This window comes from Mycobacterium sp., assembly GCF_035640695.1.
Taxonomy (GTDB): domain Bacteria; phylum Actinomycetota; class Actinomycetes; order Mycobacteriales; family Mycobacteriaceae; genus Mycobacterium.
This window is the reverse complement of record NZ_DASQVQ010000038.1, coordinates 40,632-64,406: the sequence shown is the minus strand read 5'-3', so window position 1 is coordinate 64,406 and position 23,775 is coordinate 40,632. Positions and strand designations below refer to the sequence as shown.

General features: G+C 68.2%; 24 protein-coding genes. 11 read left to right on the top strand and 13 right to left on the bottom strand.

All coding sequences use genetic code 11. The annotated features are described in order from the left end of the window. The 4 genes from VE759_RS04655 to VE759_RS04640 form a co-directional block, all read right to left on the bottom strand. Positions 1–429: DUF222 domain-containing protein (locus VE759_RS04655; RefSeq protein ID WP_324928664.1), on the bottom strand; the 429-nt coding region annotated here is incomplete at its 3' end. Positions 430–524: 95 nt separating this feature from the next. Then, positions 525–1,823, bottom strand: coding sequence for an alpha/beta hydrolase (locus tag VE759_RS04650; RefSeq protein WP_324928662.1), 1,299 nt, complete (start codon positions 1,821–1,823; stop codon positions 525–527). After that, positions 1,813–3,456 (bottom strand): acyl-CoA ligase FadD12, encoded by a 1,644-nt coding sequence (fadD12, locus tag VE759_RS04645; RefSeq protein ID WP_324928660.1) that lies wholly within the window; start codon positions 3,454–3,456, stop codon positions 1,813–1,815. Before fadD12 ends, VE759_RS04650 begins: the two co-directional genes overlap by 11 nt. A gap of 3 nt (positions 3,457–3,459) precedes the next feature. Then, positions 3,460–4,272, bottom strand: a complete 813-nt coding sequence (locus tag VE759_RS04640) for a lysophospholipid acyltransferase family protein (protein WP_324928658.1) — start codon at positions 4,270–4,272, stop codon at positions 3,460–3,462. 86 nt (positions 4,273–4,358) lie between these two features. On the opposite strand from VE759_RS04640, the gene VE759_RS04635 reads away from it, so the two are divergent. After that, on the top strand, positions 4,359–5,135 hold the full coding sequence (locus VE759_RS04635) for a crotonase/enoyl-CoA hydratase family protein (RefSeq protein ID WP_324928656.1): 777 nt from the start codon (positions 4,359–4,361) through the stop codon (positions 5,133–5,135). 21 nt (positions 5,136–5,156) lie between these two features. Here the strand turns inward: VE759_RS04635 and VE759_RS04630 are convergent, their stop codons facing one another. Beyond that, positions 5,157–5,393, bottom strand: a complete 237-nt coding sequence (locus VE759_RS04630) for a hypothetical protein (RefSeq protein WP_324928654.1) — start codon at positions 5,391–5,393, stop codon at positions 5,157–5,159. A gap of 336 nt (positions 5,394–5,729) precedes the next feature. Between VE759_RS04630 and VE759_RS04625 the strand changes: the two genes are divergently transcribed. Both VE759_RS04625 and VE759_RS04620 read left to right on the top strand, forming a co-directional pair. Continuing rightward, positions 5,730–6,548, top strand: coding sequence for an SDR family NAD(P)-dependent oxidoreductase (locus tag VE759_RS04625; protein WP_324928652.1), 819 nt, complete (start codon positions 5,730–5,732; stop codon positions 6,546–6,548). Positions 6,549–6,633: 85 nt separating this feature from the next. After that, positions 6,634–7,092, top strand: a complete 459-nt coding sequence (locus VE759_RS04620) for a MaoC family dehydratase (RefSeq protein ID WP_324928650.1) — start codon at positions 6,634–6,636, stop codon at positions 7,090–7,092. On the opposite strand, the gene VE759_RS04615 is transcribed toward VE759_RS04620, so the two are convergent. After that, the gene (locus tag VE759_RS04615) at positions 7,089–8,687 is read right to left on the bottom strand and encodes a hypothetical protein (protein ID WP_324928678.1); all 1,599 of its coding nucleotides are present in this window, start codon (positions 8,685–8,687) and stop codon (positions 7,089–7,091) included. The genes VE759_RS04620 and VE759_RS04615 overlap by 4 nt on opposite strands. A 216-nt stretch (positions 8,688–8,903) precedes the next feature. Here VE759_RS04615 and VE759_RS04610 point away from each other — a divergent pair, with 216 nt between their 5' ends. Genes VE759_RS04610 through VE759_RS04585 form a run of 6 tightly spaced genes read left to right on the top strand, consistent with a single transcriptional unit; the run spans position 8,904 to position 13,216 of the window. Further along, positions 8,904–9,206 carry an urease subunit gamma gene (locus VE759_RS04610; RefSeq protein WP_324928648.1) on the top strand — a complete coding sequence of 101 codons (303 nt, stop codon included), beginning with the start codon at positions 8,904–8,906 and terminating at the stop codon, positions 9,204–9,206. Between the two features lie 8 nt (positions 9,207–9,214). Next, positions 9,215–9,529: an urease subunit beta gene (locus tag VE759_RS04605; RefSeq protein WP_324928646.1), complete on the top strand. Its 315-nt coding sequence runs from the start codon at positions 9,215–9,217 to the stop codon at positions 9,527–9,529. Further along, positions 9,526–11,247: an urease subunit alpha gene (locus VE759_RS04600; protein ID WP_324928644.1), complete on the top strand. Its 1,722-nt coding sequence runs from the start codon at positions 9,526–9,528 to the stop codon at positions 11,245–11,247. Before VE759_RS04605 ends, VE759_RS04600 begins: the two co-directional genes overlap by 4 nt. Before the next feature lie 13 nt (positions 11,248–11,260). Next, a complete protein-coding gene (locus VE759_RS04595; protein WP_324928642.1) occupies positions 11,261–11,896 on the top strand; it encodes an urease accessory protein UreF in 636 nt (211 codons plus the stop codon). Between the two features lie 10 nt (positions 11,897–11,906). Beyond that, the gene (gene ureG / locus VE759_RS04590; protein WP_324928640.1) at positions 11,907–12,587 is read left to right on the top strand and encodes an urease accessory protein UreG; all 681 of its coding nucleotides are present in this window, start codon (positions 11,907–11,909) and stop codon (positions 12,585–12,587) included. Further along, entirely contained in the window at positions 12,587–13,216 is a 630-nt protein-coding gene (locus VE759_RS04585; protein WP_324928638.1) for an urease accessory protein UreD, read from the top strand. The genes ureG and VE759_RS04585 overlap by 1 nt, the downstream gene beginning before the upstream one ends. Before the next feature lie 25 nt (positions 13,217–13,241). On the opposite strand, the gene VE759_RS04580 is transcribed toward VE759_RS04585, so the two are convergent. The 5 genes from VE759_RS04580 to VE759_RS04560 all read right to left on the bottom strand — a co-directional run bounded on the left by VE759_RS04580 (position 13,242) and on the right by VE759_RS04560 (position 18,249). After that, positions 13,242–14,273 carry a methyltransferase gene (locus VE759_RS04580; RefSeq protein WP_324928636.1) on the bottom strand — a complete coding sequence of 344 codons (1,032 nt, stop codon included), beginning with the start codon at positions 14,271–14,273 and terminating at the stop codon, positions 13,242–13,244. A gap of 247 nt (positions 14,274–14,520) precedes the next feature. Continuing rightward, the gene (locus tag VE759_RS04575) at positions 14,521–14,742 is read right to left on the bottom strand and encodes a hypothetical protein (protein WP_324928634.1); all 222 of its coding nucleotides are present in this window, start codon (positions 14,740–14,742) and stop codon (positions 14,521–14,523) included. A 102-nt stretch (positions 14,743–14,844) separates the two neighbouring features. Continuing rightward, on the bottom strand, positions 14,845–16,308 hold the full coding sequence (locus VE759_RS04570; protein ID WP_324928632.1) for an aldehyde dehydrogenase: 1,464 nt from the start codon (positions 16,306–16,308) through the stop codon (positions 14,845–14,847). Then, complete coding sequence (locus VE759_RS04565; protein ID WP_324928631.1) at positions 16,305–17,429, bottom strand: phosphotransferase family protein; 1,125 nt, start codon at positions 17,427–17,429, stop codon at positions 16,305–16,307. Before VE759_RS04565 ends, VE759_RS04570 begins: the two co-directional genes overlap by 4 nt. 55 nt (positions 17,430–17,484) lie before the next feature. Next, the gene (locus tag VE759_RS04560) at positions 17,485–18,249 is read right to left on the bottom strand and encodes a class I SAM-dependent methyltransferase (RefSeq protein WP_324928629.1); all 765 of its coding nucleotides are present in this window, start codon (positions 18,247–18,249) and stop codon (positions 17,485–17,487) included. A gap of 24 nt (positions 18,250–18,273) precedes the next feature. Here VE759_RS04560 and VE759_RS04555 point away from each other — a divergent pair, with 24 nt between their 5' ends. Beyond that, positions 18,274–19,449, top strand: a complete 1,176-nt coding sequence (locus tag VE759_RS04555) for a glycosyltransferase family 4 protein (protein WP_324928627.1) — start codon at positions 18,274–18,276, stop codon at positions 19,447–19,449. Here the strand turns inward: VE759_RS04555 and VE759_RS04550 are convergent. Both VE759_RS04550 and VE759_RS04545 read right to left on the bottom strand, forming a co-directional pair. Next, the gene (locus VE759_RS04550) at positions 19,433–21,172 is read right to left on the bottom strand and encodes a hypothetical protein (protein ID WP_324928625.1); all 1,740 of its coding nucleotides are present in this window, start codon (positions 21,170–21,172) and stop codon (positions 19,433–19,435) included. The genes VE759_RS04555 and VE759_RS04550 overlap by 17 nt on opposite strands. Next, complete coding sequence (locus VE759_RS04545) at positions 21,156–22,370, bottom strand: DUF3068 domain-containing protein (RefSeq protein ID WP_324928623.1); 1,215 nt, start codon at positions 22,368–22,370, stop codon at positions 21,156–21,158. Before VE759_RS04545 ends, VE759_RS04550 begins: the two co-directional genes overlap by 17 nt. Before the next feature lie 271 nt (positions 22,371–22,641). On the opposite strand from VE759_RS04545, the gene VE759_RS04540 reads away from it, so the two are divergent. Next, the gene (locus VE759_RS04540) at positions 22,642–23,757 is read left to right on the top strand and encodes an acyltransferase (protein ID WP_324928676.1); all 1,116 of its coding nucleotides are present in this window, start codon (positions 22,642–22,644) and stop codon (positions 23,755–23,757) included. Positions 23,758–23,775: the final 18 nt, after the last annotated feature.

Below are 23,775 nucleotides of genomic sequence, written 5' to 3'. Positions count from 1 at the left end.
CTGCTTGAAGAACCGGCGAATCTCGCCCACATGGGCGTTATTGATCTGTCCGGCCCGCTGGGCCGCCGCGGTGGCCGGCCACCACGGCCCCAACGGCTCACCGGTCAACGAGGTGCGCGGGCCCAGCTGCTCGGCATCGCGCACCCGCCGGCGGGCCTCGGCCGGGGTGATGCGCAGCCGATCGGCCAGCGCATTGGGCAGCGACCCGCCAAGCTCGACCGGTGTCGCGCGCTCATCGACCAGATTGATGGCCCGATGCTCGATCACCGGCAGCATCCGCCGACCGGTCTCGGCCCCCTCCAACACCGAAAACAACTCCGGGGTGGTCAATGCATCGACGTCCAGCGCGGCCAGCTCCTGTGAAGCCGCGCGATACCGATCCAAGACAGCGGCCACGCCATCCCGATCCGGCACCTCATTCGAACGCATGCCTCGACGCTATCGATAGACACCGTCACGCCCATGTCGTTATCCACAATGCAAAGCCGTTGTGGATAAAAACCTTTCAAGACCGCCAATGCCAATTAGTGGTTCTTGGGCCGGGTCGTCGCGTACACCCAGGACAGGAACTGGCCCACCGCGTCGGCGGTGTAGTGCGCTCGAGGTGAGCCGAAAATGTCGAATGCGTGCTGCGTGTGCGGCAATTCGGCATACGCCACGGGCGATTTCGACACCTTGCGCATCGCGGCGGCGAACGAACGCGCCTCCTGGACCGGGATGAGGGAGTCGTCGGTGCCGTGAACCACGAAAAACGGCACCGCATCTCGTGTCATCCACCGCAACGGTGACGCATCGATGAATAGTTGTTCGTTCTCGAAGAGCTGCTTCTTCACCACGATCCGTTCCAGCAACAGCATGAACTGCCGACGGCCGTTGCCTGCGGTACTGAACCAGTCGTAGCGCCCGTACAGCGGCACCGCCGCCACCACCGACGTGTCGGCCTCTTCGAATCCCGGCTGGAACTGTGGCTCGTTGGGCGTCAGTGCGGCCAGCGACGCGAGATGTCCGCCCGCCGATCCGCCGGTGATCGCGACGAATTCCGGGTCACCGCCGAACGACGCGATGTTGTCCTTCACCCATGCCAGCGCCCGCTTGACGTCGACGATGTGGTCGGGCCAGGTGTGTCTGGGGCTGACCCGGTAGGCCAGCGACACGCAGATCCAGCCACGGTCGGCGAGGTGACCCATCAGCGGATAGGCCTGCGGACGGCGCATGCCGATTGCCCACGCGCCGCCTGGGACCTGAACCAGCACCGGTGCTTTCCCGTCGCGGGGCAGATCCCGGCGGCGCCACACGTCGGCCAGATTCGCTCGCCCGTACGGTCCGTAACACACGGTGCTCTGCTTGTCGACGTACCGCCGGCGCGCGACCGTAGTTCGCCATGCGCTCGGCCGCCCGGTCGGCGACGGCGTCGCCGGCAACATCTTGAGCGCGTCGATGTAGTCGGGGCCGAGTTCTTCGCGCAGCGCTTCCCGCAGCGGCGCACCGGAGGTCACGTTGCGGCGATGCAGCACCGCGAGGATCGCCCAGCTGGCGGCCGTCAACGCGAGCGCCGCCCTGCCGCGCCGGCCGCTGAAGTCGCCGCGGCGCCCGCGTCGCAGCGCGTCCAGCACCGAGGCGGTCAGGTACAGCGACGGGACCTCCGAGACCGGCCACCCGAACCAGAACACGGCGATCGTGATGTAGCCGTTGCGCCCCAACGGCCGAAAGCCGTTGAGCGCATTGATGAATTCCACCACCGCCCGCAACAGCGGACGCCGCCGCCCCGACAGCGCCCGCCGCCCCGGCAGCGCCCGCCGCCCCACCCCGCCGCTACTTCTCATCGCCGGCCGATGCGTGCACACGTGCCCGTAACTCGTTGCGGAGGATCTTGCCGGTAACGCTTCGCGGCAGCTCGTCGAGCACCGTAATCTCGCGCGGCACCTTGTAATTGGCGAGGTGATCGCGCACGTGGTTCTTGAGGTCGTCCGGTGTTGCGGCGCCGCCCGGTTCGAGGACGACGAACGCGGTCAGCCGCTGACCGTACTGTTCGTCGTCGACGCCGAGCACCGAGGCCTCGGCGACTTCGGGGTGCGCCACCAAGGCGTTCTCCACCTCGATCGGGTAGACGTTCTCGCCGCCCGACACGATCATCTCGTCGTCGCGGCCCACCACGAACAACCGACCGGCCTCGTCGAGGTAGCCCAAATCGCCCGAGGCCATGAAGCCATCATGAAAGTCCTTGGTCGCACCCGACGTGTAGCCGCCGAATTGAGTGTCGTTGCGCACGAAGATCTGGCCCGTCTGCCCCGCCGGCACTTCCTTGAAATCCTTGTTTAGAACGCGGATTTCGGTTCCCGGCGCTGGCTTGCCCGCAGTATTGGGGGCGGCGCGCAGATCCGCGGGCGTGGCACAGGCGATCAAGCCGGCCTCGGTGGCGTTGTAGTAGTTGCAGATCACGTCGCCGAACTCGTCCATGAATGCGGTGACGACGTCGGGCCGCATCCGGGATCCGGAGGCGGCGGCAAACCGTAATGATCTGCCGCTGTAGCGCTTTCGGACCTCCTCGGGAAGATCGATGATGCGATCGAACATCACCGGCACGACGCACAGGCCGGTGGCTCGGTACCGGTCGATCAGTTCCAGCGTGGCCTCGGGGTCGAACTTGCGGCGGGTCACGATCGTGCATGCCATCGTTGCGGCGAACACGAGCTGCGAAAAGCCCCACGCGTGGAACATCGGCGCCGCGATCACGGTGTATTCCTCGGCCCGCCACGGGGTGAGGTCGAGGATCGCCTTGAGCGCCCCCGCCCCTGCGCTGCCCATCTTGGCGCCCTTGGGTTTTCCGGTCGTGCCGGACGTGAGCAGAATCATTCTGCCCCGTTGGCCGGTCCGCTTGGGACGTTGGCCGGCGTGCGCCTCGATCAGTTTCTCGACGGTCAGGTCGTGGGCCGCCGGGTTCTCAGCCCATGCGACGATCCGCGTGGTGTCGGGTTGATCCGCCAGTGCGCGGCCCACCGTCTCCGTGAACTCCTCGTCGTAGATGACCGTGTCGGCACCCTCGCTCCGGATCACCTCGGCCAGCGCCGGGCCGGCGAACGAGGTGTTCAGTAGCAGCACGTCGGCGCCGATCCGGTTGGCGGCGATCAGCGCCTCGACGAAGCCGCGGTGGTTGCGGCACATGATCCCGATGGTTGTCCTACCGCCGCCCGGCAGCGCCTGCAACGCGGCGGCGAACGCGTCGGACCGCGCGTCGAGCTGACGCCACGTCAGGGTGCCGCGCTCGTCGACGAAGCCGGGCCGGTCCGGACAGCGCTGTGCCGCCGCGGCAAATCCCGATGTCGCCGACATGTTTTCGCGCCGCATCGCCGCTGCGATCCGCAGGTACTTGTCCGGCCGCATCGGCGCGATCAGCCCCGCGCGGCGCATCGTTGCGAGCAGTCCGCCGGCCTGGCTGAACCGATCCTGGATCGCCATCCGTCAACCGAGGATCGGCAGCCGGCGCTTGCGGGCTAGCCGGTCAAGTGCCCTCTGCATCACCTCGCGCACGTGGGCGTCCACCGCTGCGATGTCGGGGTTCTCGCCGAACTGGGCGATGATGTCGATCGGCTCGAGCACCTCGGTGACGATCTTGGCGGGCAGCGGCAGGTTGGGCGGAATGACCACGCTAAGGCCGAACGGGAACCCGAATGAGATCGGCAGGATCTTGGTGCGCGCCGCGCGCGCAATGGGGCCCAGCCGCTGGGCCAGCCACGTGCCGCGGGTCAGGTACAGCTGGGTCTCCTGCCCGCCGATCGACACCATCGGCACGATCGGTACCTCTGCCTCGATCGCCGAGCGGACGTAGCCGGTGCGGCCACCGAAGTCGACCACGTTCTCCCACACCGTCGGCCGATAGACGTCGTAGTCGCCGCCGGGAAACACCACCACGAGCCCGCCGCCGCGCAGCGATTCGGCGGCGTTCTGCGGGTTGGCCCTGATGAAGCCGAGGCGCACGAAGAAGTCCCCCGTCGGCCCGGTGAAGATCAGGTCGTGGCTGAGTGTGTAGATCGGCCGGTCGTAGCCGAACTCCTGGTAGAAGTCGACGGCGAAGATCGGGACGTCCATCGGGAACAGGCCACCGGAGTGGTTGGACACCACCAGCGCTCCGCCGGCGCGGGGAATGTTCTTCAGCCCGTGCACTTCCGACCGGAAATACCGCTTGACGAACGGCCGGAGAATGCCGATCACGCGCTCGGTAAGGCCTGGGTCCCACTTGCCGATTTCCGGGTGATCGGTATCGGTGTCGCTCACGTTTCTCCCCTGTTGGAGGGCCGCATCGGCGTCTGGCCGATGGTACCGACCGCGACTTTGCGGTCGTCCGGTAGTTTCATGTACCCGTGAGCCAACCATCTGACGCGCCGGTCGTCCTTACCGAACAACGGGACCGGATCCTGCTGATCACGATCAACCGTCCCGAGGCGAAGAACGCCGTCAACGCCGCGGTGAGCCGCGGCCTGGCCGATGCGATGGACCGGCTCGACGACGACGGCGGGCTGTCGGTCGGGGTGCTCACCGGTGCGGGCGGATCGTTCAGCGCCGGCATGGACCTCAAGGCGTTCGCCCGCGGCGAGAACGTCGTGGTCGAAGGCCGCGGCATGGGCTTCACGGAAAGACCACCGGCCAAGCCGCTGATCGCCGCCGTTGAGGGCTACGCCCTGGCGGGCGGCTGCGAGCTCGCGCTGGCCACCGATCTGATCGTCGCGTCGACGGAGTCGGCCTTCGGCATTCCGGAGGTCAAGCGCGGACTTGTCGCCGGTGGCGGCGGGCTGCTGCGGCTGCCTCGGCGGATCCCGTATCAGATCGCGATGGAGTTGGCGCTGACCGGCGAGCACGTGCCCGCGCAGCGCGCCCACGAACTTGGCCTGGTCAACGTGTTGGCCGAACCCGGCAAGGCGCTTGATGCGGCGCTGGAGCTGGCCGAGAAGATCACCGCCAACGGCCCGCTGGCCGTCGCGGCCACCAAGCGGATCATCACCGAGTCGCAGGGCTGGCATCCCGACGAGATGTTCCGCAAGCAGATGGAGATTCTGGGGCCGGTGTTCATGTCGAACGACGCCAAGGAGGGCGCGATCGCGTTCGCCGAGAAGCGCGCACCCCGATGGACGGGTACCTGACTGCCAACCCGCCCGGACCGGCTATCCGTGGCCCTTGGAGTGACGCGCTATACGGCCAAAGATGTCATCGAGCAGAAGTCCGTATCCGTTTTGCCGCAGGCTGACCCGCAGCCCCTTGTCGGGCGTGTGCTTGACCAGCCATTCACGGAGCACGACCCGCTGCGTCATCACCGACGCCTCGCTCGCGTGTAGCGTGCGCAGCAGAGCCGACGCAGTGTGGGGCTGGGTCGACTGCAACCCCCTCGCAGTGTCGCTCATGTTCACCCCCAAAAGAGACACTCTCGGTATGAATATCAGAGTAGCTCGCGGCCGCTGATTCGGGCGCCGAGTTGATTAATTGAATTAACCCAGATCCCCGGCGCCACCAGGGTCGGGCTCGGCGGTGCGAACCCCGGGACGGGCCCGATGTGTCACTCCAATAGAAGTTAGCTAGATGAAATTGGAGCGCGGTGACCGGGCTGGATCCAGATGCGCCCAGACTTGCTTTTTTGCGGCCCCGCGCGGCGTGTCGCCGCCACAACGCAGGTGTCGGCGAAACAACGGCGAACTGACCGCTGACAGGCGCAATTCAGCCATCCCAGGCACTCTGGACTGATGGAAAACAAGGTCTGGTTCATCACCGGCGCCTCTCGCGGCTTTGGTCGTGAGTTCGCGATCGCGGCGCTGCAGCGCGGCGATCTGGTAGCCGCCACCGCCCGCAATCTCGCCACCCTCGACGACATCAGAGACCGGTTCGGCGACCGCTTCCTCGCGCTGCAACTCGACGTCGATGACCGGGCCGCCGACTTCGCCGCCGTCCGCGCCGCACACGATCGGTTCGGCCGGCTGGACATCGTCGTCAACAACGCCGGATACGGCCACTTCGGCGCGTTCGAGGAACTGTCGGAAGCCGATCTGCGCGACCAATTGGAGACCAACGTGTTCGGCGCGGTCTGGGTGACCCAGGCCGCGCTGCCGTTCCTGCGGGAACAGGGCTCCGGGCACATCATCCAGATGTCCAGCATCGGCGGCATCGGGGCGTTCGCGTACCTGTCGGCGTATCACGCATCGAAGTGGGCCCTGGAGGCCATGAGCGAGTCGTTGTCGGCCGAGGTCGGCCCGCTCGGCATCAACGTGACGCTCGTCGAACCCGGCGCGTTCGCCACCGACTGGGCCGGCGACTCCGCGCGCCGGTCGGCGGAGATGCCCGAGTACGACTTCGTGCGGCAGGCCAACGCCCAGCGCCGCACCGGCCTGCAGTCCGGCGATCCCAAGGCGGCCGCCCAGGCGCTACTGGATGTTGTCGATGCCGAAAAGCCGCCGCTGCGTGTGCTTTTCGGCGCCGATACCCTCGAACGCGTCATCCCGATCTATCAGCAACGGCTGCAAACCTGGAAGGACTGGGATCACATCGCCAAGAAGGCCCACGGCTGACCGGGCGATTGCCGGACGTGGAACCGGACGTGGAATCGGCACTGGCTAAGGTCTGAATACACAGACCACAGGAGGAGCAACGCCCATGAAGGTGATCAAGTCCATCGACGACGCCGTCGCGAACGTCGGCCAGGAGCTCGGTGTCGGTGACTGGTTGCAGATCGACCAGAACCGCATCAACGCATTCGCCGACGTGACCGGGGATCACCAGTGGATCCATGTCGATCCCGAGCGGGCCAAGACCGAAAGCCCGTATGGCACAACCATCGCGCACGGCTTTTTGACGCTGTCGCTGATCCCCGCGCTTGCCAAGGACAACATGCGCGTCGAGAACGCGAAGATGGCCATCAATTACGGGCTGAACAAGGTGCGCTTCGTGGCCGCGGCGCCGGTCGACGCCCGCATCCGGGCGCGCTCCGAACTCATCGACGCCAACAAGGTCGACGACAGCGTTGTCAACCTGATCGTGCGTCACACGGTCGAGCTGGACGGGTCGGACAAGCCGGCCGCGGTCGCCGAGGCGATCGTGCGGATAATCTTCTAAGTCTGCGCGGGCAGCACGTGGTCGGCGACCTTGTCGGTGCTCAGACACAATGAGCAGACGAACGCGTCGTGTGTCTGGCAGGCGAGCATGTCGGGCCGTTCGTAACCATGATGGCACACATGGCATTTCAGATGCTCACCGGACGGGTTGCCGAGATCGTCGTACATCGGCATGTCGATGCCGTCGTGGGTGCGCCGCAAGTAGTACTTGCCTCTCGTAGCGACCGCCAGGATCGGCGGCATGACCAGCGCGATACCGATCGCCACCAGCGGTGAGTACGGCCGCAGCCCCTCGCCGAGACCGCCGAAGAAGGCAACGATCGACGTCCCCGCTGCCAGAATCATCGCCCCGAAGCCGACCGGGTTGACCGCATACAGCATGCCCCGGCGGAACTCGGGCTTCTTCGGCGACAGCCCCAGCAGATACTTGTTGAACACGATGTCCGAGGCCACCGCCACCACCCACGCCATTCCGCAGTTGGCGTAGAAGCCCAGGATGGCGTTGAGGAAGTCAAACATGTCGGCTTCCATCAGGATCAGCGCGATCAGCAGGTTGACGCCGAGGAAGACGAGCCGGCCCGGGTAGCGCTTGGTCACCCGGGTGAACGAGTTCGTCCAGGCGAGCGAGCCGGAGTAGGCGTTGGTGACGTTGATTTTGATCTGGCTGAGCACCACCAGCACCACCGCGACGGTCAGTGCAAGCCAATGCGGCATGAAGTTGCGGTAGATCTCGAGGAACTGGTGCACCGGCTGGTTGGCGATGCCGGCCGACCCCGCGACATTGACGATGAGGTAGACCGCCAGGAACAAACCCAGGATTTGCTTGACGGCGCCGAAGAACACCCATCCCGGTCCGGCCAAAATCATCCACGTCCACCAGCTGCGCCGATTGGCCGGTGTCCGCGGTGGCATGAAGCGCAGGTAGTCGATCTGCTCGGCGATCTGGGCGATCAGCGACAGGCACACGCCCGCGGCCAACAATGCCGACCCGGCACTGGGTGCGGTGTCGTGCTGGCCGCGGTAGGCGAAGAACTGGCCGACCGAATCCGGGTGGCTGATCACCAGGTACGCGAACGGGGCAGCCATCAGCAGCAGCCACAGCGGCGTGGTCCAGACCTGCAGCGATGAGAGCACCTTCATGCCGTAGACGACCAGCGGAAAGATGATCAGCGTCGATGCCGCGTAGCCGAGCCACAATGGGATGCCCAGGCCCAGCTTCAGCCCTTGAGCCATGATCGAGCCTTCGAGGGCAAAAAAGATGAACGTGAACGTCGCGAAGATGACGTTGGTGACCACTGACCCGTAGTAGCCGAAGCCGCTGCCGCGGGTGATCAGGTCCAGGTCGATGTTGTAGCGGGCGCCGTAGTAGGCCACCGGAAATCCCGTGGCGAAGATCACCACCGAGAAAATGAGGATGCCCCACAGGGCGTTGGTGGTGCCGTAGGAGATGCCGATGTTTGCACCGATCGCGAAGTCGGCGAGGTAAGCGATGCCGCCGAGCGCGGATATGCCCACCACGGCAGTCGACCATCGTCGGTAACTGCGCGGCGCGAACCGCAGCGTGTAGTCCTCCAGGGTCTCCCTGGTGGCGGTCATGGTGTCGAGCTGTGTGTCGATGTCGGCGCCGATGTCGGGCAGCGCTTCCTTGTTGAGTTGCTCAGTCATGGCTCGTCCCTCCAGCGAACTCTGCGCGACGGTACGGTCGGGTTGTTTCGAGGTTGTGACAGCCGCATTCCGGCCGTGAGGCCGCAGATGACCAAGGCCTCTTAGCAGTCCTGCCCAGCGCAGCTGACCGTGGCATGATCGGCCCCCATGCGCTTGACACCGCACGAACAGGACCGGCTGATGATTTCCTATGCCGCCGAACTGGCCCGGCGCCGCCAGGCGCGCGGACTGCGGTTGAACCACCCCGAGGCCGTCGCGGTGATCACCGACCACCTGCTCGAGGGCGCCCGCGACGGCCGCACCGTCGCTGAACTGATGGTCAGCGGCCGGGCGGTGCTCGGCCGCGCCGAGGTGATGGACGGCGTGCCGGAGATGCTCGATGACGTACAGGTGGAGGCGACCTTTCCCGACGGCACCAAGCTCGTCACCGTCCACCAGCCGATCACCTAGCCGCGCGCATGATTCCCGGTGAAATCCGCTACGGCAGTGGTGATGTCGACATCAACGCCGGTGCCCCGCGGCGGACCGTGACGGTCGTCAACACCGGTGACCGCCCAGTGCAGGTCGGCAGCCACCTGCATTTCCGGCAGGCCAACGCGGCGTTGTCGTTCGACCGCGATACCGCATACGGGCACCGGCTGGACATTCCCGCCGGCACCGCGGTGCGCTTCGAACCCGGTATCGCCCAACGTGTCTCGCTGGTGCCACTCGGCGGACGCCGGGAGGTGCCCGGACTGACCCTGAGCCCGCCGGGAAGGCTCGACGCGCGATGACCGCGCTGTCACGGGCGCGCTACGCCGAGTTGTTCGGACCCACCACCGGCGACCGGATCCGGTTGGCCGACACCGATGTGCTGATCGAGATCACCGAGGACCGCAGCGGCGGACCGGGAAGAGCGGGTGACGAGGCGGTGTTCGGCGGCGGCAAGGTGCTCCGCGAGTCGATGGGACAGGGCACCGCCACCCGCGCCATGGGCGCACCCGACACCGTGATCACCGGCGCGGTGATCCTCGACCACTGGGGAATCGTGAAGGCCGACATCGGTATTCGCGACGGACGTATCGCGGGGATTGGCAAGGCCGGCAACCCCGACATCATGGACGGCGTGGATCCGCGGTTGGTCGTCGGCCCGTCCACCGAGATCATCTCCGGCAATGGGCGCATCCTCACCGCCGGCGCGATCGACTGCCATGTGCATTTCATCTGCCCGCAGATCATGACCGAGGCGCTGGGCGGCGGTGTCACGACGGTGATCGGCGGTGGCACCGGCCCGGCCGAGGGCAGCAAGGCCACCACGGTCACGCCCGGCGCATGGCATCTGGGCCGGATGCTGGAGGCGTTGGATTGCTGGCCGCTGAACATCGCGCTGCTGGGCAAGGGCAACACGGTCAGCGCCGAGTCCATGTGGGAGCAGTTGCGCGGCGGCGCTTCGGGTTTCAAGGTGCATGAGGACTGGGGCTCGACCCCGGCGGCGATCGACGCGTGCCTGACGGTGGCCGACGCGTCGGGTGTGCAGGTGGCCCTGCACTCCGACACGCTGAACGAGGCGGGATTTGTCGAGGACACCATCGGCGCGATCGCCGGGCGCACCATCCACGCCTATCACACCGAGGGCGCCGGCGGCGGCCACGCACCCGACATCATCACGGTGGCCGCCGAGCCGCACGTGTTGCCCAGCTCCACCAACCCGACCCGCCCGCACACCGTCAACACTCTTGATGAGCACCTCGACATGCTGATGGTGTGCCATCACCTAAACCCGGGCGTGCCCGAGGATCTCGCGTTCGCCGAGAGCCGGATCCGTCCGTCGACGATCGCCGCCGAGGACCTGCTGCACGACCTCGGCGCGATCTCGATGATCGGCAGTGACTCGCAGGCGATGGGCCGCATCGGTGAGGTGGTGATGCGCACCTGGCAGACCGCGCACGTGATGAAACGCCGCCGCGGTGCCCTGCCCGGCGACGGCGCCGCCGACAATCACCGGGCCCGCCGCTATGTGGCCAAGTACACGATCTGCCCGGCGATCGCCCATGGACTCGACCGCGAAATCGGCTCCGTGGAGATCGGCAAGCTGGCCGACCTGGTGCTGTGGGAGCCGGCGTTTTTTGGTGTCCGCCCGGACGCGGTGATCAAGGGCGGCATGATCGCCTGGGCCGCGATGGGCGACGCGAACGCGTCGATACCGACACCGCAGCCCGTGTTGCCGCGGCCGATGTTCGGGGCCGCGGCGCCGGCGGCGGCCGCAACGTCGGTGCACTTCGTCTCGCAGCAGGCCCTTGACGCGGGCCTGGCCGAGCGGCTCGCCGTGCGCCGGCGCCTGGTGCCGGTCGGCGATGTCCGCGGGATCGGCAAGGCCGACATGCCGCTCAACGACGCCTGCCCGCGCATCCAGGTCGACCCCGACACGTTCACCGTGCGCATCGACGGCGAGGTCTTCCACGAGCAGCCGGCAACCGAGTTGCCGATGGCGCAACGGTATTTCCTGTTCTGATGGCGACGTTCTGATGGCTGATCTGGCGACACTTCTGGCACTGGCCGACTCGCGGCTGCCGGCCGGCGCGCATGTGCATTCCGGCGGTGTCGAGGAGGCGGTCGCCGGCGGGCTGGTCACCGATGTCGCGACGCTGCGCGCGTTTCTGTGCCGCCGGATCCGCACTCATGGTTTGGTGACCGCGTCGGTGGCCGCGGCCGTGCATCGCGGGCGCCTGTCGATCCGCGCCGCCGACGCCGAAACCGACGCCCGCACACCGGCTCCCGCCGCGCGGCAGGCGTCGCGTGCCCAGGGCCGCGGGCTGGTGCGGCTGGCCCGGAGAGTATGGCCGCATTTCGACTGGGCGCCCCTCGGTGCGGCCCCGCATCTGGCGGTCGCCGCCGGGACGGTGGGCGCGGCCGCCGGGATCACGCCGCGCAACACCGCACTGCAGGTGGTGTACACGACGATGACCGGCTCGGCCACGGCCGGGCAGCGGCTGCTGGCGCTGGACCCGGCCGACGTGGCGACGCTGAGCTTCGAGCTGGCGCAGTTGTGCGAACAGACCGCCGCCGCCGCGTGCGCCGCACTGAGCGACCTGTCGGACCCGCTGCTCGACGAGTTGGCGCAGCGGCACGCCCAACGATCCCGACCGCTGTTCGTTTCCTGAAAGGCCCCCGATGCCACCACATTTCGTCGACGGCCAGCCACACGTCCATGTGGACCGGCCGAAGCGCCCCCGCCGGCCCGACGAGCCGCTGCGCATCGGCATCGGCGGACCCGTCGGCTCGGGTAAGACCGCGTTGGTGGCCGCGCTGTGCCGAGCGTTGCGCAGCGAACTGTCGCTGGCGGTACTGACCAACGACATCTACACCACCGAAGACGCCGACTTTCTGCGCCGCCATGCGGTGCTGCCCGATCGCCGCATCGCCGCGGTGCAGACCGGGGGTTGCCCACACACCGCGATCCGCGACGACATCACCGCCAACCTCGACGCGATCGATGACCTGATGGCCGGCAACGACACGCTGGATCTGATCCTGGTCGAATCCGGGGGCGACAACCTGACCGCAACGTTTTCCTCCGGGCTCGTCGACGTGCAGATATTCGTGATCGACGTGGCCGGCGGCGACAAGGTGCCCCGGAAGGGCGGTCCCGGGGTCACCTACTCGGACCTGCTGGTGATCAACAAGACCGATTTGGCCGCGTCGGTCGGTGCCGACCTGGAGGTGATGCGCCGCGACGCCGCGGCCGTACGGCGAGACCGGCCCACCGCGATGATTTCCCTGACCGCGGATCCGTCGGCCGGGCCGGTGCTGGCGTGGGTGCGCGAGCAGCTGCGCATCGCGCGGACGGTGTGATGCATTCGGACGTGCTCATCGCGGCGCACCCGGGCAGGCCCGCGTGCATCGAGTGCCGGGGGGCGGTGCAGGCACGCCGCACCGGGCCCGACACCGTTCACCTGGTGTCGGCGGCCGCCGGCCCGTTAGGCGGCGACACGATCCGGATGCGGGTGATCGTCGAGGCCGGCGCGCGGCTTCGGTTGCGCAGCGTCGCGGCGAGCCTGGCTCTGCCCGGCGCCGCCAGCGCGCGGTCGCGCACGTGCTGGCTGCTCGAGGTCGCCGGTGATCTCGACCTCGACCCGGAGCCCACCGTGGTGGCCGCCTCCGCACGCCACCACAGCGACACCCGGCTGCAGCTGACCGAGGCCGCGGTTGTGCGGATCCGTGAGCGCGCGCAGATCGGCAGAAGCGGCGAGCGCGAGGGGTTCTGGTCGAGTTCGCTACACGCCGACGTTGGGCCGGCACCACTGCTGCGCCACCGCGTCGAGCTGGGCGCCGGGTCGCTGACCGACGACGAGATCGCGGCACCGACCGCGCACGTCGGCGAATTCCGTTACCCCGCAGCCGAGACCGAGCCGGCCGGAGTGACGCTGGCGTTGGCCCGCGGCGGATGCCTGTCGAGCTGGCAAGGCGCTCGACTCGCTTAGGTCCGACGGAGACGCCCCGCGGGGCCTACGCGGCGACGGCCTCGATCACGCTGTGCGGAGAATCCGCCGTCAGCACCGCGGTGCGGCGCAGCCCGGCCCTGTGCAGCAGCGCGTCGAACTCCGGCAGCGAGCGTTCGCGCCCGTTGACGACTGCGAGCATGTTGAGGTCCATCAGTGGTGCCAGGCTGTCCTCGCCGTTATCGCCCACAACGAGTTCGATGATCGCGATCCGGCCGCCCGGTTCCATCGCCTCGCGGCACCTGCGCAGAATCTTCACGCAGCTCTCGTCGTCCCAGTCGTGCAGGATGAACTTCAGTAGATACAGGTCACCGGATGGAACCGAGTCGAAGAAGTCGCCACCCACGACCTCGGTGCGTCCGGCGAAGCCGTTTCGAGCGATGTCCGGCTCAGCGTCTCGGGCGATGTTGGGCCGATCGAACACGATTCCATGCAGACCCGGGTCGGCCTTCTGCAGCAGCGCCAGCAGCGCACCGCCGGCCCCACCGACGTCCACTGCGCACCGCACATTCGTGGTGTCGATCAGGGCGGCGAGTTCCGGCGCCCACACCGATGTGCCGCTGCTCATGCCGGCAGTGAATTCCTGCGCCAGCTCGGGGTTGTGTTCCAGGTAATCGAAGAAATCCATGCCGAGCGCGTTGTGTGCCTGGCTGTGGCCAGTGCGCACCGACGCGCCTAATTTGAGCCAGGGCAGCCAGGACGCCCTGTTGTTGAGCCCAATGGCCAAGGCACGCAGAGAACGGGGCGCTTCCGTGCGCAACGTGTCGAGCAGTGCCGTGCCTCGAAACCGGCCGGCGTCGTCGGTGGTGAGCAATCCGAAGGCAGCGCAGGCGCGCATCAGCCGGAAGGTGGTACCCGGCGCGGTGCCCTCGCGTTCGGCGATCTCCTGCGCGCTAAGCGGGCCGGCGGCCAGATGGTCCGCCAGCGACAGTTCGGCGGCCGTTCGGACGATCTGGCTGACACAGAAGCCGAAAATCATCTCCGTCATTTCTCGATGGGGGTCGACGACAAGGGCGTAATCAGACTGCGGCTGCGGCATCGGGTCTCCTTTCAACGATGGTGGGGACCGGTGCGGGGCCCTCCATGGGACAACGCCCCGTATGGCCGAAACCGTTCAATCGCGCAGGAGTTCCACAGTTTGTTTTATCTACGCTGGCCGTCCAGATCCGCGGTCAGCTGTTGAATCGTCTCGTCGAATCCCCGGTCGCGGCGGCCGCCGCCGTTGGCCTGCTGTCGATTTGGCTCGCGCAGTACCTGTGAGTGCGACTCGCGACGAGCGGCGGGTCCTAGCCGCTTTTCTCGAGCGCCACCATCGCGGCGGCGACCGCATAGTACTTGTTGTCGCCCAGTTGGCGAACGGTCTTGATGTTGAACGCCTTCTCCAGCGCCTTCGCGTCGTCGTCGGTGACGCCGGCCAGCGCCGCCGGGGACGCGTCCAGGATCTCCTTGAGCGACTTGTCCTCGTACGCCTTGTCGAGGGCCTTTGCGAGGTCAACGGATACCGACATGACTTCCCTCCGATCAAGCAGTGGTGCCCAACATCTCACGCCGAACGGAAAATACCCTAGTCCGCCAACCTCGGACCCAACAGACCTCCGCGCACGGCGATGTCAGGTCAGCGTGTAGCCCATCGGCAGCAACACGCTCTTCGACTGGCAGAAGTGCTCAACACCCTCGGGGCCGTTCTCTCGTCCTATGCCGGAATTCTTGTAGCCGCCGAACGGTGAACCCGGATCGAAGGCATACCAGTTGATTCCATATGTCCCGGTACGGATTTTCGCGGAAATCTCGATGCCCTTCGGCACGTCGGTCGTCCAGACGCTGCCGGCCAGCCCGTACACCGAGTCGTTGGCGATCCGGATCGCGTCGTCCTCGGTGTCGTATCCGATGATGCACAGCACCGGCCCAAAGATCTCCTCCTGCGCGATCGTCATCTCGTTGCCCACGTCGGCGAAGACTGTGGGCTGCACGAAGTAGCCGCTGTCCAAACCTTCGGGGCGGCCGCCGCCGGTGACCAGCCGCGCGCCCTCGGCGATGCCCTTCTTGATGTAACCCTCGACCCGGGCGCGCTGGCGCTCGGAGATCAGCGGACCGATCTGCGTGGCCGGGTCGGACGGCAGCCCGACGGGCAACGCCTCGACGAAATTCTTGATGGCTTCGACGATTTCGTCATAGCGCGACCGCGGCGCCAGGATTCGCGTCTGGTTCACGCAGCCCTGCCCGGCATTCATCAGGCCCGAAAACACCAGCATCGGCACCGCGGCGGCCAGGTCGACGTCCTCGAGGATGATGGCCGCCGACTTGCCGCCCAGCTCGAGCGTGCACGGCTTGAGCATGTCGGCCGCCCGCTTGCCGATCTCACGACCGACATCGCTGCTGCCGGTGAACGTCAGCATGTCCAGATCGGCGTGCGAGGTCAGCGCCTGTCCGGTCTCGACACCGCCGGGCACCACCGACAACACACCCTCGGGCAGCCCCGCCTCGGCGAAAACCTCCGCGAGCGCGTTCGCGGTCAGCGGGGTCTCCGCCGCCGGTTTCAGCACCACCGTGCAGCCGGCCAGCAGCGCCGGGCCGAGCTTGTTGACGGCAAGGAACAGCGGCACGTTCCAGGCCACGATCGCGCCGACCGCGCCGACCGGCTCCTTGCTGACAATGGTCTGCCCGTACGCGCCGTTGCGGGTCTCGGTCCACGTCACCTTGTCGGCCGCGCCGGCGAAGAAGTTCAGCGATCCGAGGGAGCCGGCCCAGTGCATGGTCTCGACGATGGTCGGCGGCGCACCGACCTCGCCGGTCAGCAGGTAGGTGAAGTAGTCCTTGCGGTCCTCGAGCAGCTTGACCGCGGCCTCGATCACGGCGGCCCGCTGCGCCGGCGGGGTGGACGGCCACGGTCCGTCGTCAAATGCTCTCCTGGCCGCCGCAACCGCCGCGTCGACGTCGGGCGCCGCAGCAAGTGGCACCCGGCCGACGTACTCACCGGTGGCCGGCGAATGGACCTCGATGACCTCGTTGGTCGACGGCGAAGTCCACATGCCGCCGATGAACAGCTTGTCCCATTCGGTCTTGTAGTCGGTCATGCGCCTCCTGTCATAGCGGAATCCAGGGCGGTCCAGTAGGTGCCGTCGAGCATCCTCACCAGCGTGTCACGGTGCAGGATCATGCTGTCCCGATCGTCGGGCAGTTCACCTTGACCAAAAGCAATGGCGCGCAATTGAATTCGCACCATGATGATGGCGTGCCGGAGCGCGGCGTACGCGGTGTAGAAGTCCAGGTCGGCGGGACGATGGCCGGTGATGTCGGCGTAGGCGTCGGCGACGTCGTCGCGACGCAGGAAGTCCGGCAGCCCGGGCAGGCCCGCGGCGTTGGCCAGATCCTGGAAGAACCGGTGCAGGAAGATCATCCAGCCCAGGTCGAGCTCCCGCGGGCCGAGCGAGGCCATCTCCCAGTCCAGCAGGGCCACCGGTGTGAAATCGCGGTAGATGATGTTGCCGATCCTCGCGTCGCCCCACGAGAGCACCGGGTCCGACTCGTTCGGCCAATGCTCGCGCAGCCAGTCGAAGCCGCGCTCGATCAGCGGCACGTCCGCGCCGATCCATTCGTAGTACTCCTCGGTGTGCCGGACATGGGCGTGCAGCGCCGTCTCGCCGGGACGCCGACGATCGAGGAATCCGAAATCGGCCGCCGCGGCGGCGTGCACCCGGGCCAGCTGTTCGACCGTCGCGTGCTGCAGCCGCCGCCGGTCGGCGGCGCTTGCGTCGGACAGCCAGGACCCGAACGTGTACGGCATCACGTCGGGGGGAATCTCACCGTCGATTCGGGTCATCACGAAAAACGGCGCGCCCATCGGTGCGGGGTCGTTCTCGCACCACAGCACCCCCGGCACCGCGGGCCGGTTCAGCTGTGTCCGCAGCCGCCGCAGGGTCAAGAACTGGCAGCGCATGTCGTAGTGCGGAAACACCGGGCGCGACCGCGGCTGCGGTGCGATCCGCACCACGAGCCGATGCGGTTCGCCGTCCCAGCCGGCGTCCACCAGGATCGTTTCGCTGGACATGCCGGTGGACGACGGCACCGTGGCCGACGCGACGGCGGCGCCGGGCTGGCGGCCGGTCAGCCACCGCTCGAAGTCGGCGCGCAGCAACTCGGGATCACGCTGCGACGCGCTGGGGCGGGCCCGCTCCGCAGCGGCGTACTCGGCCATCATCGACCACCCTAACCCAGCCGCAACCACAACGAGAACCTGTTCCAGTCAAGCATCAATGCGGCCGAAGAACCAGCACCAGGTTGCTGACCAGAAATTCCCTCAGCACCGGCGTGCGCATCATCCACCACGCCCATCGAGGGTGGTAGCGAGGAAATGCGGCCTCCAGTGCCCCCGTGGCGTCGGCCCACCGCAACCCGTCGGCCGCCGAGACCGCGAACAGTGAAGACCCGTAGTTGTTCTTCGCCGGATGTCCGTGCCGTCGGGCGTACCAGGCCGCCGCGCGGGCACCGCCGAAGTAATGCGTCAGGCCCATTTCGTGGCCGCCGAACGGGCCCAGCCACACCGTGTAGGACAGCACCGCCAGCCCACCCGGTTTGGTGACGCGCAGCATCTCATCACCGAGCCGCCACGGCCGCGGCACGTGCTCGGCGACGTTCGACGACAGACAGATGTCGACGCTGTCGTCGGCGAACGGCAGCGCCATGCCCGAGGCCCGGACGAAGTTGGCGGCTTCCCGGTCGACGGTCGGCCCGGCGTGCATCTCGGCCGCGTCGGGCTCGACGGCCAGGTACTGCACGCCCGCCTCGGTGAATTTCTTCGCGAAGTAGCCGGGACCGCCGCCGACGTCGAGCAGCACTCGGCCCGCCGGCGACGCACCGTGGGTGGCCCGCCACAGGTCGTCGACCATCGCGACGGTGTCGTCGGCCAGCGCGCCATAGAAACGATGCGGTTGTCGCTGCTCGAACCGGAACTCCGCCAACAGCCGCAGCGAACGACGCAGGGTTGCCCGCCCGGCGAAGATGTCGGTGGCCGCCATCGGCCTGAGGCTACGCTGAACCGGATGTCGTTCGCCGCGAGGAATCGAGGGGGCGTCGGCGCGGTGCTGCTGCTGTGCTGGCGCGACATCGGCCATCCTCAGGGTGGCGGCAGCGAGATGTACCTGCAGCGGATCGGCGCGCAATTGGCGGCCTCGGGGATCGCGGTGACGCTGCGCACCGCGCGGTATCCGGGTTCGCGGCGCGACGAGGTGGTCGACGGGGTGCGCATCAGCCGCGGCGGTGGCCGCTTCTCGGTGTACCCCTTGGCGCTGCTGGCGATGGCGGCGGCCAGGGTCGGGCTGGGCCCGCTGCGGCACGTGCGGCCCGACGTGGTGATCGACACGCAGAACGGGTGGCCGTTCTTCGCCCGGCTGGTGTTCGGCAGGCGGGTCGCGGTGCTGGTGCATCACTGCCACCGCGACCAGTGGCCGCTGGCCGGCCGCTGGCTGGGCCGGCTCGGCTGGTACTGCGAGTCGCGGCTCTCGCCGCGGATGCACCGGCGCCACCAGTACGTGACGGTGTCGCTGCCGTCGGCGCGCGACCTGGCCGACCTCGGCGTCGGCCCCGACCGCATCGCGGTCGTGCGCAACGGGCTTGACCAGGCTCCGCCACACACGCTGAGTCTGCCGCGCGCCGCGGCCCCGCGGGTCGCCGTGCTGTCCCGGCTGGTGCCGCACAAGCAGATCCAAGACGCCCTGGCGGCGGTCGCGGTGCTGCACAGGACGATGCCCGCTCTGCACCTCGACATCATCGGCGGCGGCTGGTGGCGGGACCGGCTGATCAACCACGCCGATCGACTGGGCATCTCTGCTGCGGTGACATTCCACGGACATGTCGGCGATGTCACCAAACACGAGTTGCTGCAACGGGCGTGGGTGCATGTACTGCCGTCGCGCAAGGAGGGCTGGGCGCTGGCGGTCACCGAGGCGGCCCAGCATGGCGTGCCGACGATCGGTTACCGGTCCTCGGGCGGATTGAACGATTCGATTGTCGACGGGGTGACCGGCATGCTGGTGGACGACCGGGCCGAGCTGGTCGAGCGGCTCGAGGAGCTGCTCTCCGATCCCGTGCTTCGCGATGAGCTTGGCCGCAAGGCACAGGCCCGCAGCGCGGAATTCTCTTGGCGGCAAAGCGCTTCCGCGATGCACACCGTACTGCAGGCGGTGCTGGCCGGCCAGCGGGTCAGCGGCCTGGTCTGACTACCGCACCTCGCCCGCTGCGGACCGCGCCGACCGCCATGCCCGCGGCGCCGGCCGCCAGCACCGCCAGCCACACCAGATGCGCGGCCACCATCAGCGCGCGCCGGCCGGCCGATGCGCCGGGCCGGTCGCCGCCGACCCGGTACACCGTCAGGTCGTGGTCGTGGTAGGCCACCGGCAGCTCACCGAGAGTCCTTGCCGCCGAGCCGGTTTCACCACCGGTGCCCGACTCGACGACGACCCAGCCGGTGCCTGCGCGAGCCAATGACGCCGGATCGGCGCCGGTCAGCAGCAGCCGCTGGACGTCGCGGGCGCGACGGCCCTCGCCGCGCACCGTCTGCCCCGAGATCGTCAGGTCACCGGTCGACAACACCTCGGCACGCACCCACCGCGGCAACGGATCCAGCACCGGCGCGGCACCCGACCACCCGAACCGGCGCATCGTGTCGGCGGGCAGCGCCGCGACCGGGCGCGGCTCGGCGTTGATCGTCGCCGCCACCGCCGCCCACCCCGGCGGGTAGCGCACCGCGACGACCTTCCCGCCGACACCCCAGGCCAGGTCCGCCAGCACCGCCACCAATGCCACGCAGCACGCCGCAGCGGCCAATGCCGGTCGCAGCCAACGCCGCAATGTCAGCACCGCGGCCGCGCCGGCCAGCGCATACCCGGGCATCGCGAGCGCAACCCACTTTTGCCCGTCGCGTACCACGCCGAGTTCCGGAACGGCCCGCAACACCGCCCCGACGAGCGACTGGCCCGGGCCGGTGGCCATCCCCGCGGGCACCAACACCGCCACCGCGCCCAGCACCAGCAACGCCACCGCGACCGGCCGGTGCCGCAGCGCCGGTACCCCGATCGCCACGATGCCGAGCAACACCGCGGCCGCAACCACCGCGAAAGGCGTTGTGCGGGAAGCGGGTACCGCACCGGCGTTCCAGATGCCGCCGAGTGACGCCAGGCTCGTCAGCGTGCCCAGACCCGGCTCGGCCCGCGCCGCGAACGCCGCCACACCGCCGTCCTGGGGTGCCGCCGGCGATCCGCCGAGCGCCGAGGCGCTCAGCCACGGCAACGCCACCAACACCGCGACGCCGAGCGCACCCGCCCCGCACAGCCAGCGTCGACACCCCGCACCGGGCGCCGCGACGCACACCAGCGCGACCGTTGCGGCCATCATCAGCCCGGTCGGGGTCAACCCGGCCAGCGCAATCCAGAATGCGAGCGACCACCACGCGGCCGTCGCCCCCGAACGCAGCTTGATCATCGCGGCAGCCACCCACGGCAGGCAGCCGTAGCCGACCAGCAGGCTCCAGTGCCCCTGCAGCAGTCGCTCGCCAACATACGGATTCCACACCGCGACCGTGGCCGCGACGAATTCGCCGGATCGCCGGGCGTCGGGCACGACATGGGCCGCCAACCGCGCCGCACCCGAGCCGGCCAGCCCCAGGCCGGCAATCAGCAGCGCCTTGACCACGACGCCGCCGTCGAGTACGTGCGACGCGACCGCGACGGCGAAGTCCTGCGGCAGCGCGCGCGGAGCCGACTCGGACAATCCGAGCGCGTCGTCGGACAGATACGACCGCGGGGTCGACACCGCGTCGCGCAACAGCAGGTAGCCCGGGGCCAGCAGCGGCGCCGTCACCACCAACGCGAGCACCAGCGCGTAGGCCGCCGGAGCCGCCCGGTCGGCGACATCCGGCGCTAGCCGGCTACCTGGGCGGCGCACCCGGTGGAGCGGTTGGCGGCGTCGGGCGCCGCGTCGGCAGTTTCTCGGTTGCCGCCTCGGCGCCGGACACCGGTTCGGCCGCCTCCCCGCGCGGCCCGAAGAACCCGTGGTCGGCGGTGTCGAGGCCCGGGTCGATCAGCGTGTCCTCGGCCCGCAGGCTGAACAGGCCCAGCAGCACGCCGCCGACGATGGCGATCACCCCAATCGCGGTGAACGTGATCGGCAGAATGCGGCCCCACAGCGCAATCTGATCGCGTTGGTCGCGCGCGGCGTTGATCTGAGACTCGACGGTCGGCTCCGTGGAGGTCACCGTGTAGTCGACAAACGTCGTCTCCGGCTTCAGCGGATCGCGGGCGTAGTACTGAAATGCCCGTTCCTTTTCCTTGACGATCGTGCCGCTGATCGGATCCACCCAGAAGTCACGTTGCGCGGCGTAGTACCGGGTCATCGTGACCGGGTCGTCGGGCGGGCCGGGCAGTCCCCACTCCGACGCGCGGGCGGTGACCGTGCCGTCCTCGCTGCGGTCATACAGCGACGGGTACTTGATCGGCTCGGCGAGCTTGCCGTCGTTGTCGTAACCGACGTTCTGCTTGAAGTGATAGGCGGTCAGCCCGTTGACGTCGTCCTCGCCGTCGTAGTTGGCATCGAACGGCTTCTGCGCAATCGGATCGAAGTACGGGTACGTCTTCTTCTCGACGTTGAACGGGAACCGGTAACTCAGTCCCTCGTGTGGTAGCACCACGTTGGTCGGGGGCTTGGTGTCCTCGATCGTGCGCGGCTTTTGCACGGCGCCACCGGGGTTGGTGTCGCTGGAGACGGCCATCGCGGTGGCGCGGTTCAGCGTGACTGTGTCGACCATGGCCAGCAGCAGGCCGTTGTCCTGTTGCTTGTCGGTCCGTCGCAGCGTGGTGCCCACTTGCAGCGTCACCACCTGAGCGTTTGCCGGCGACTCGACGGTCATCTGTTGCTGCATGGTCAGCGGAACGTTCTTGTCGATCACGAAGCGCGGACTCGCCAGTGACGCGGGGTCGAGCGCGGTGCCGGTTCCGGCGCTGACCAATGTGGTGTCGATGTCCAGCGGGATCTTCCTGACCCTGTCAACCGTGTACGTCGACAGCAATAACGCGGCGATGAGCAGCGCCGCACCGAAGCCGATGATGCCGCAGGCCGCGATACGCAACGCAACAGCCCGGTTCAAACCGTGCCTCCCTCCGGCCGTTTCGACGACCGAGCCCGGTCGCGTGACCATCCGCCGCCACATGCGCCACCAGGCGGTGGAGGCAAAACTCGTTTGACCCTAACAGCCGAATTTAAGGCCACGGCTCAGCCTCCTTTACCCAGTTCCCGGGCGCTTGCTTCACCCGGTTCCCGGCACCTGTGCACCGCCCGGCACACTATTTAACGTGCCCGTGCCCAACACCGAATCGGCGGTCGGCGGAACACGGAGCTTTTTGCCCGCGGTCGAGGGAATGCGGGCCTGCGCGGCGATCGGCGTGGTGATCACCCACGTCGCATTCCAGACCGGCCACTCCTCGGGCATTTCCGGCCGGCTGTTCAGCCGGTTCGACCTCGCCGTCGCGGTGTTCTTCGCGTTGTCGGGGTTCCTGCTGTGGCGCGGCCACGCCGCGGCCGCGCGGGGGCTCCGGCACACCCCGCCGACCGGGCACTATCTGCGCTCGCGATTCGTCCGGATCATGCCCGCCTACCTCGTCGCGGTGGTGGTGATCTTGACGTTGCTGCCCGACAACCACAATCCCAGCCCGACGGTGTGGCTGGCGAATCTGACGCTGACCCAGATTTATGTGCCGCTGACGCTGACGGCCGGCTTGACCCAGATGTGGAGCCTGTCGGTCGAGGTCAGCTTCTATATCGCGCTGCCGATCCTGGCACTGGTTGCCCGGCGCCTGCCGGTGTCGGCCCGGGTGCCGGTGATCGCGTCGGTCGCCGTCGCGAGTCTGGCCTGGGGCTTCATCCCGATCCACACCGCGCAGGGCCTCAATCCGCTGAACTGGCCGCCGGCCTACGCGTCGTGGTTCGCCGCGGGCATGCTGCTGGCCGAGTGGACCGTCAGCCCGATCGGGTGGCCGCACCGGCTGGCGCGGCGGCGGGCGCTCATGGCGGTGATCGCGGTCGCGGCCTACCTGGTGGCGGCGTCGCCGCTGGCCGGCCCCGAAGGACTGACGCCGGCCACGCTCAGCCAGTTCGTGGTGCGCACGTCGATGGGCGCGGTGGTCGCCGCCGCGCTGCTGGCGCCGCTGGTGCTGGACCGCCCCGACACGCCGCATCGGATTCTGGGCAGCGCGTCGATGGTCACGCTGGGCCGGTGGTCGTACGGCCTGTTCATCTGGCACTTGGCCGCGCTGGCCATGGTGTTCCCGGTCATCGGAAAGTTTGTGTTCAACGGCGACATGCCGGTGGTGTTGGTGTTGACGTTGGCCTTCGGGTTTTCGATCGCCGCGGTGAGCTATGCACTGGTCGAGTCGCCGTGCCGGGTTGCGTTGCGAGGCTGGGAGTTTCGTCATCAGCGGCCGACACCGCCGCTGGACAGCTCGGTCAGGGACGTGCCCGAGCCCGTCTCGCATTGACTCGGCCCGACCGACTCG

Bases quoted from the DNA above. Each gene is read 5' to 3' on its own strand.
- VE759_RS04580 (WP_324928636.1), bottom strand. From the start codon at position 14,273: ATGCCGCAGCCGCAGTCTGATTACGCCCTTGTCGTCGACCCCCATCGA.
- VE759_RS04560 (WP_324928629.1), bottom strand. From the start codon at position 18,249: ATGGCGGCCACCGACATCTTCGCCGGGCGGGCAACCCTGCGTCGTTCG.
- fadD12 (WP_324928660.1), bottom strand. From the start codon at position 3,456: ATGGCGATCCAGGATCGGTTCAGCCAGGCCGGCGGACTGCTCGCAACG.
- VE759_RS04555 (WP_324928627.1), top strand. From the start codon at position 18,274: ATGTCGTTCGCCGCGAGGAATCGAGGGGGCGTCGGCGCGGTGCTGCTG.
- VE759_RS04575 (WP_324928634.1), bottom strand. From the start codon at position 14,742: ATGTCGGTATCCGTTGACCTCGCAAAGGCCCTCGACAAGGCGTACGAG.
- VE759_RS04625 (WP_324928652.1), top strand. From the start codon at position 5,730: ATGGAAAACAAGGTCTGGTTCATCACCGGCGCCTCTCGCGGCTTTGGT.
- VE759_RS04570 (WP_324928632.1), bottom strand. From the start codon at position 16,308: ATGACCGACTACAAGACCGAATGGGACAAGCTGTTCATCGGCGGCATG.
- VE759_RS04620 (WP_324928650.1), top strand. From the start codon at position 6,634: ATGAAGGTGATCAAGTCCATCGACGACGCCGTCGCGAACGTCGGCCAG.
- VE759_RS04600 (WP_324928644.1), top strand. From the start codon at position 9,526: ATGACCGCGCTGTCACGGGCGCGCTACGCCGAGTTGTTCGGACCCACC.
- VE759_RS04540 (WP_324928676.1), top strand. From the start codon at position 22,642: ATGCGGGCCTGCGCGGCGATCGGCGTGGTGATCACCCACGTCGCATTC.
- VE759_RS04605 (WP_324928646.1), top strand. From the start codon at position 9,215: ATGATTCCCGGTGAAATCCGCTACGGCAGTGGTGATGTCGACATCAAC.
- ureG (WP_324928640.1), top strand. From the start codon at position 11,907: ATGCCACCACATTTCGTCGACGGCCAGCCACACGTCCATGTGGACCGG.
- VE759_RS04585 (WP_324928638.1), top strand. From the start codon at position 12,587: ATGCATTCGGACGTGCTCATCGCGGCGCACCCGGGCAGGCCCGCGTGC.
- VE759_RS04610 (WP_324928648.1), top strand. From the start codon at position 8,904: ATGCGCTTGACACCGCACGAACAGGACCGGCTGATGATTTCCTATGCC.
- VE759_RS04565 (WP_324928631.1), bottom strand. From the start codon at position 17,429: ATGGCCGAGTACGCCGCTGCGGAGCGGGCCCGCCCCAGCGCGTCGCAG.
- VE759_RS04595 (WP_324928642.1), top strand. From the start codon at position 11,261: ATGGCTGATCTGGCGACACTTCTGGCACTGGCCGACTCGCGGCTGCCG.
- VE759_RS04615 (WP_324928678.1), bottom strand. From the start codon at position 8,687: ATGACCGCCACCAGGGAGACCCTGGAGGACTACACGCTGCGGTTCGCG.
- VE759_RS04650 (WP_324928662.1), bottom strand. From the start codon at position 1,823: ATGAGAAGTAGCGGCGGGGTGGGGCGGCGGGCGCTGCCGGGGCGGCGG.
- VE759_RS04630 (WP_324928654.1), bottom strand. From the start codon at position 5,393: ATGAGCGACACTGCGAGGGGGTTGCAGTCGACCCAGCCCCACACTGCG.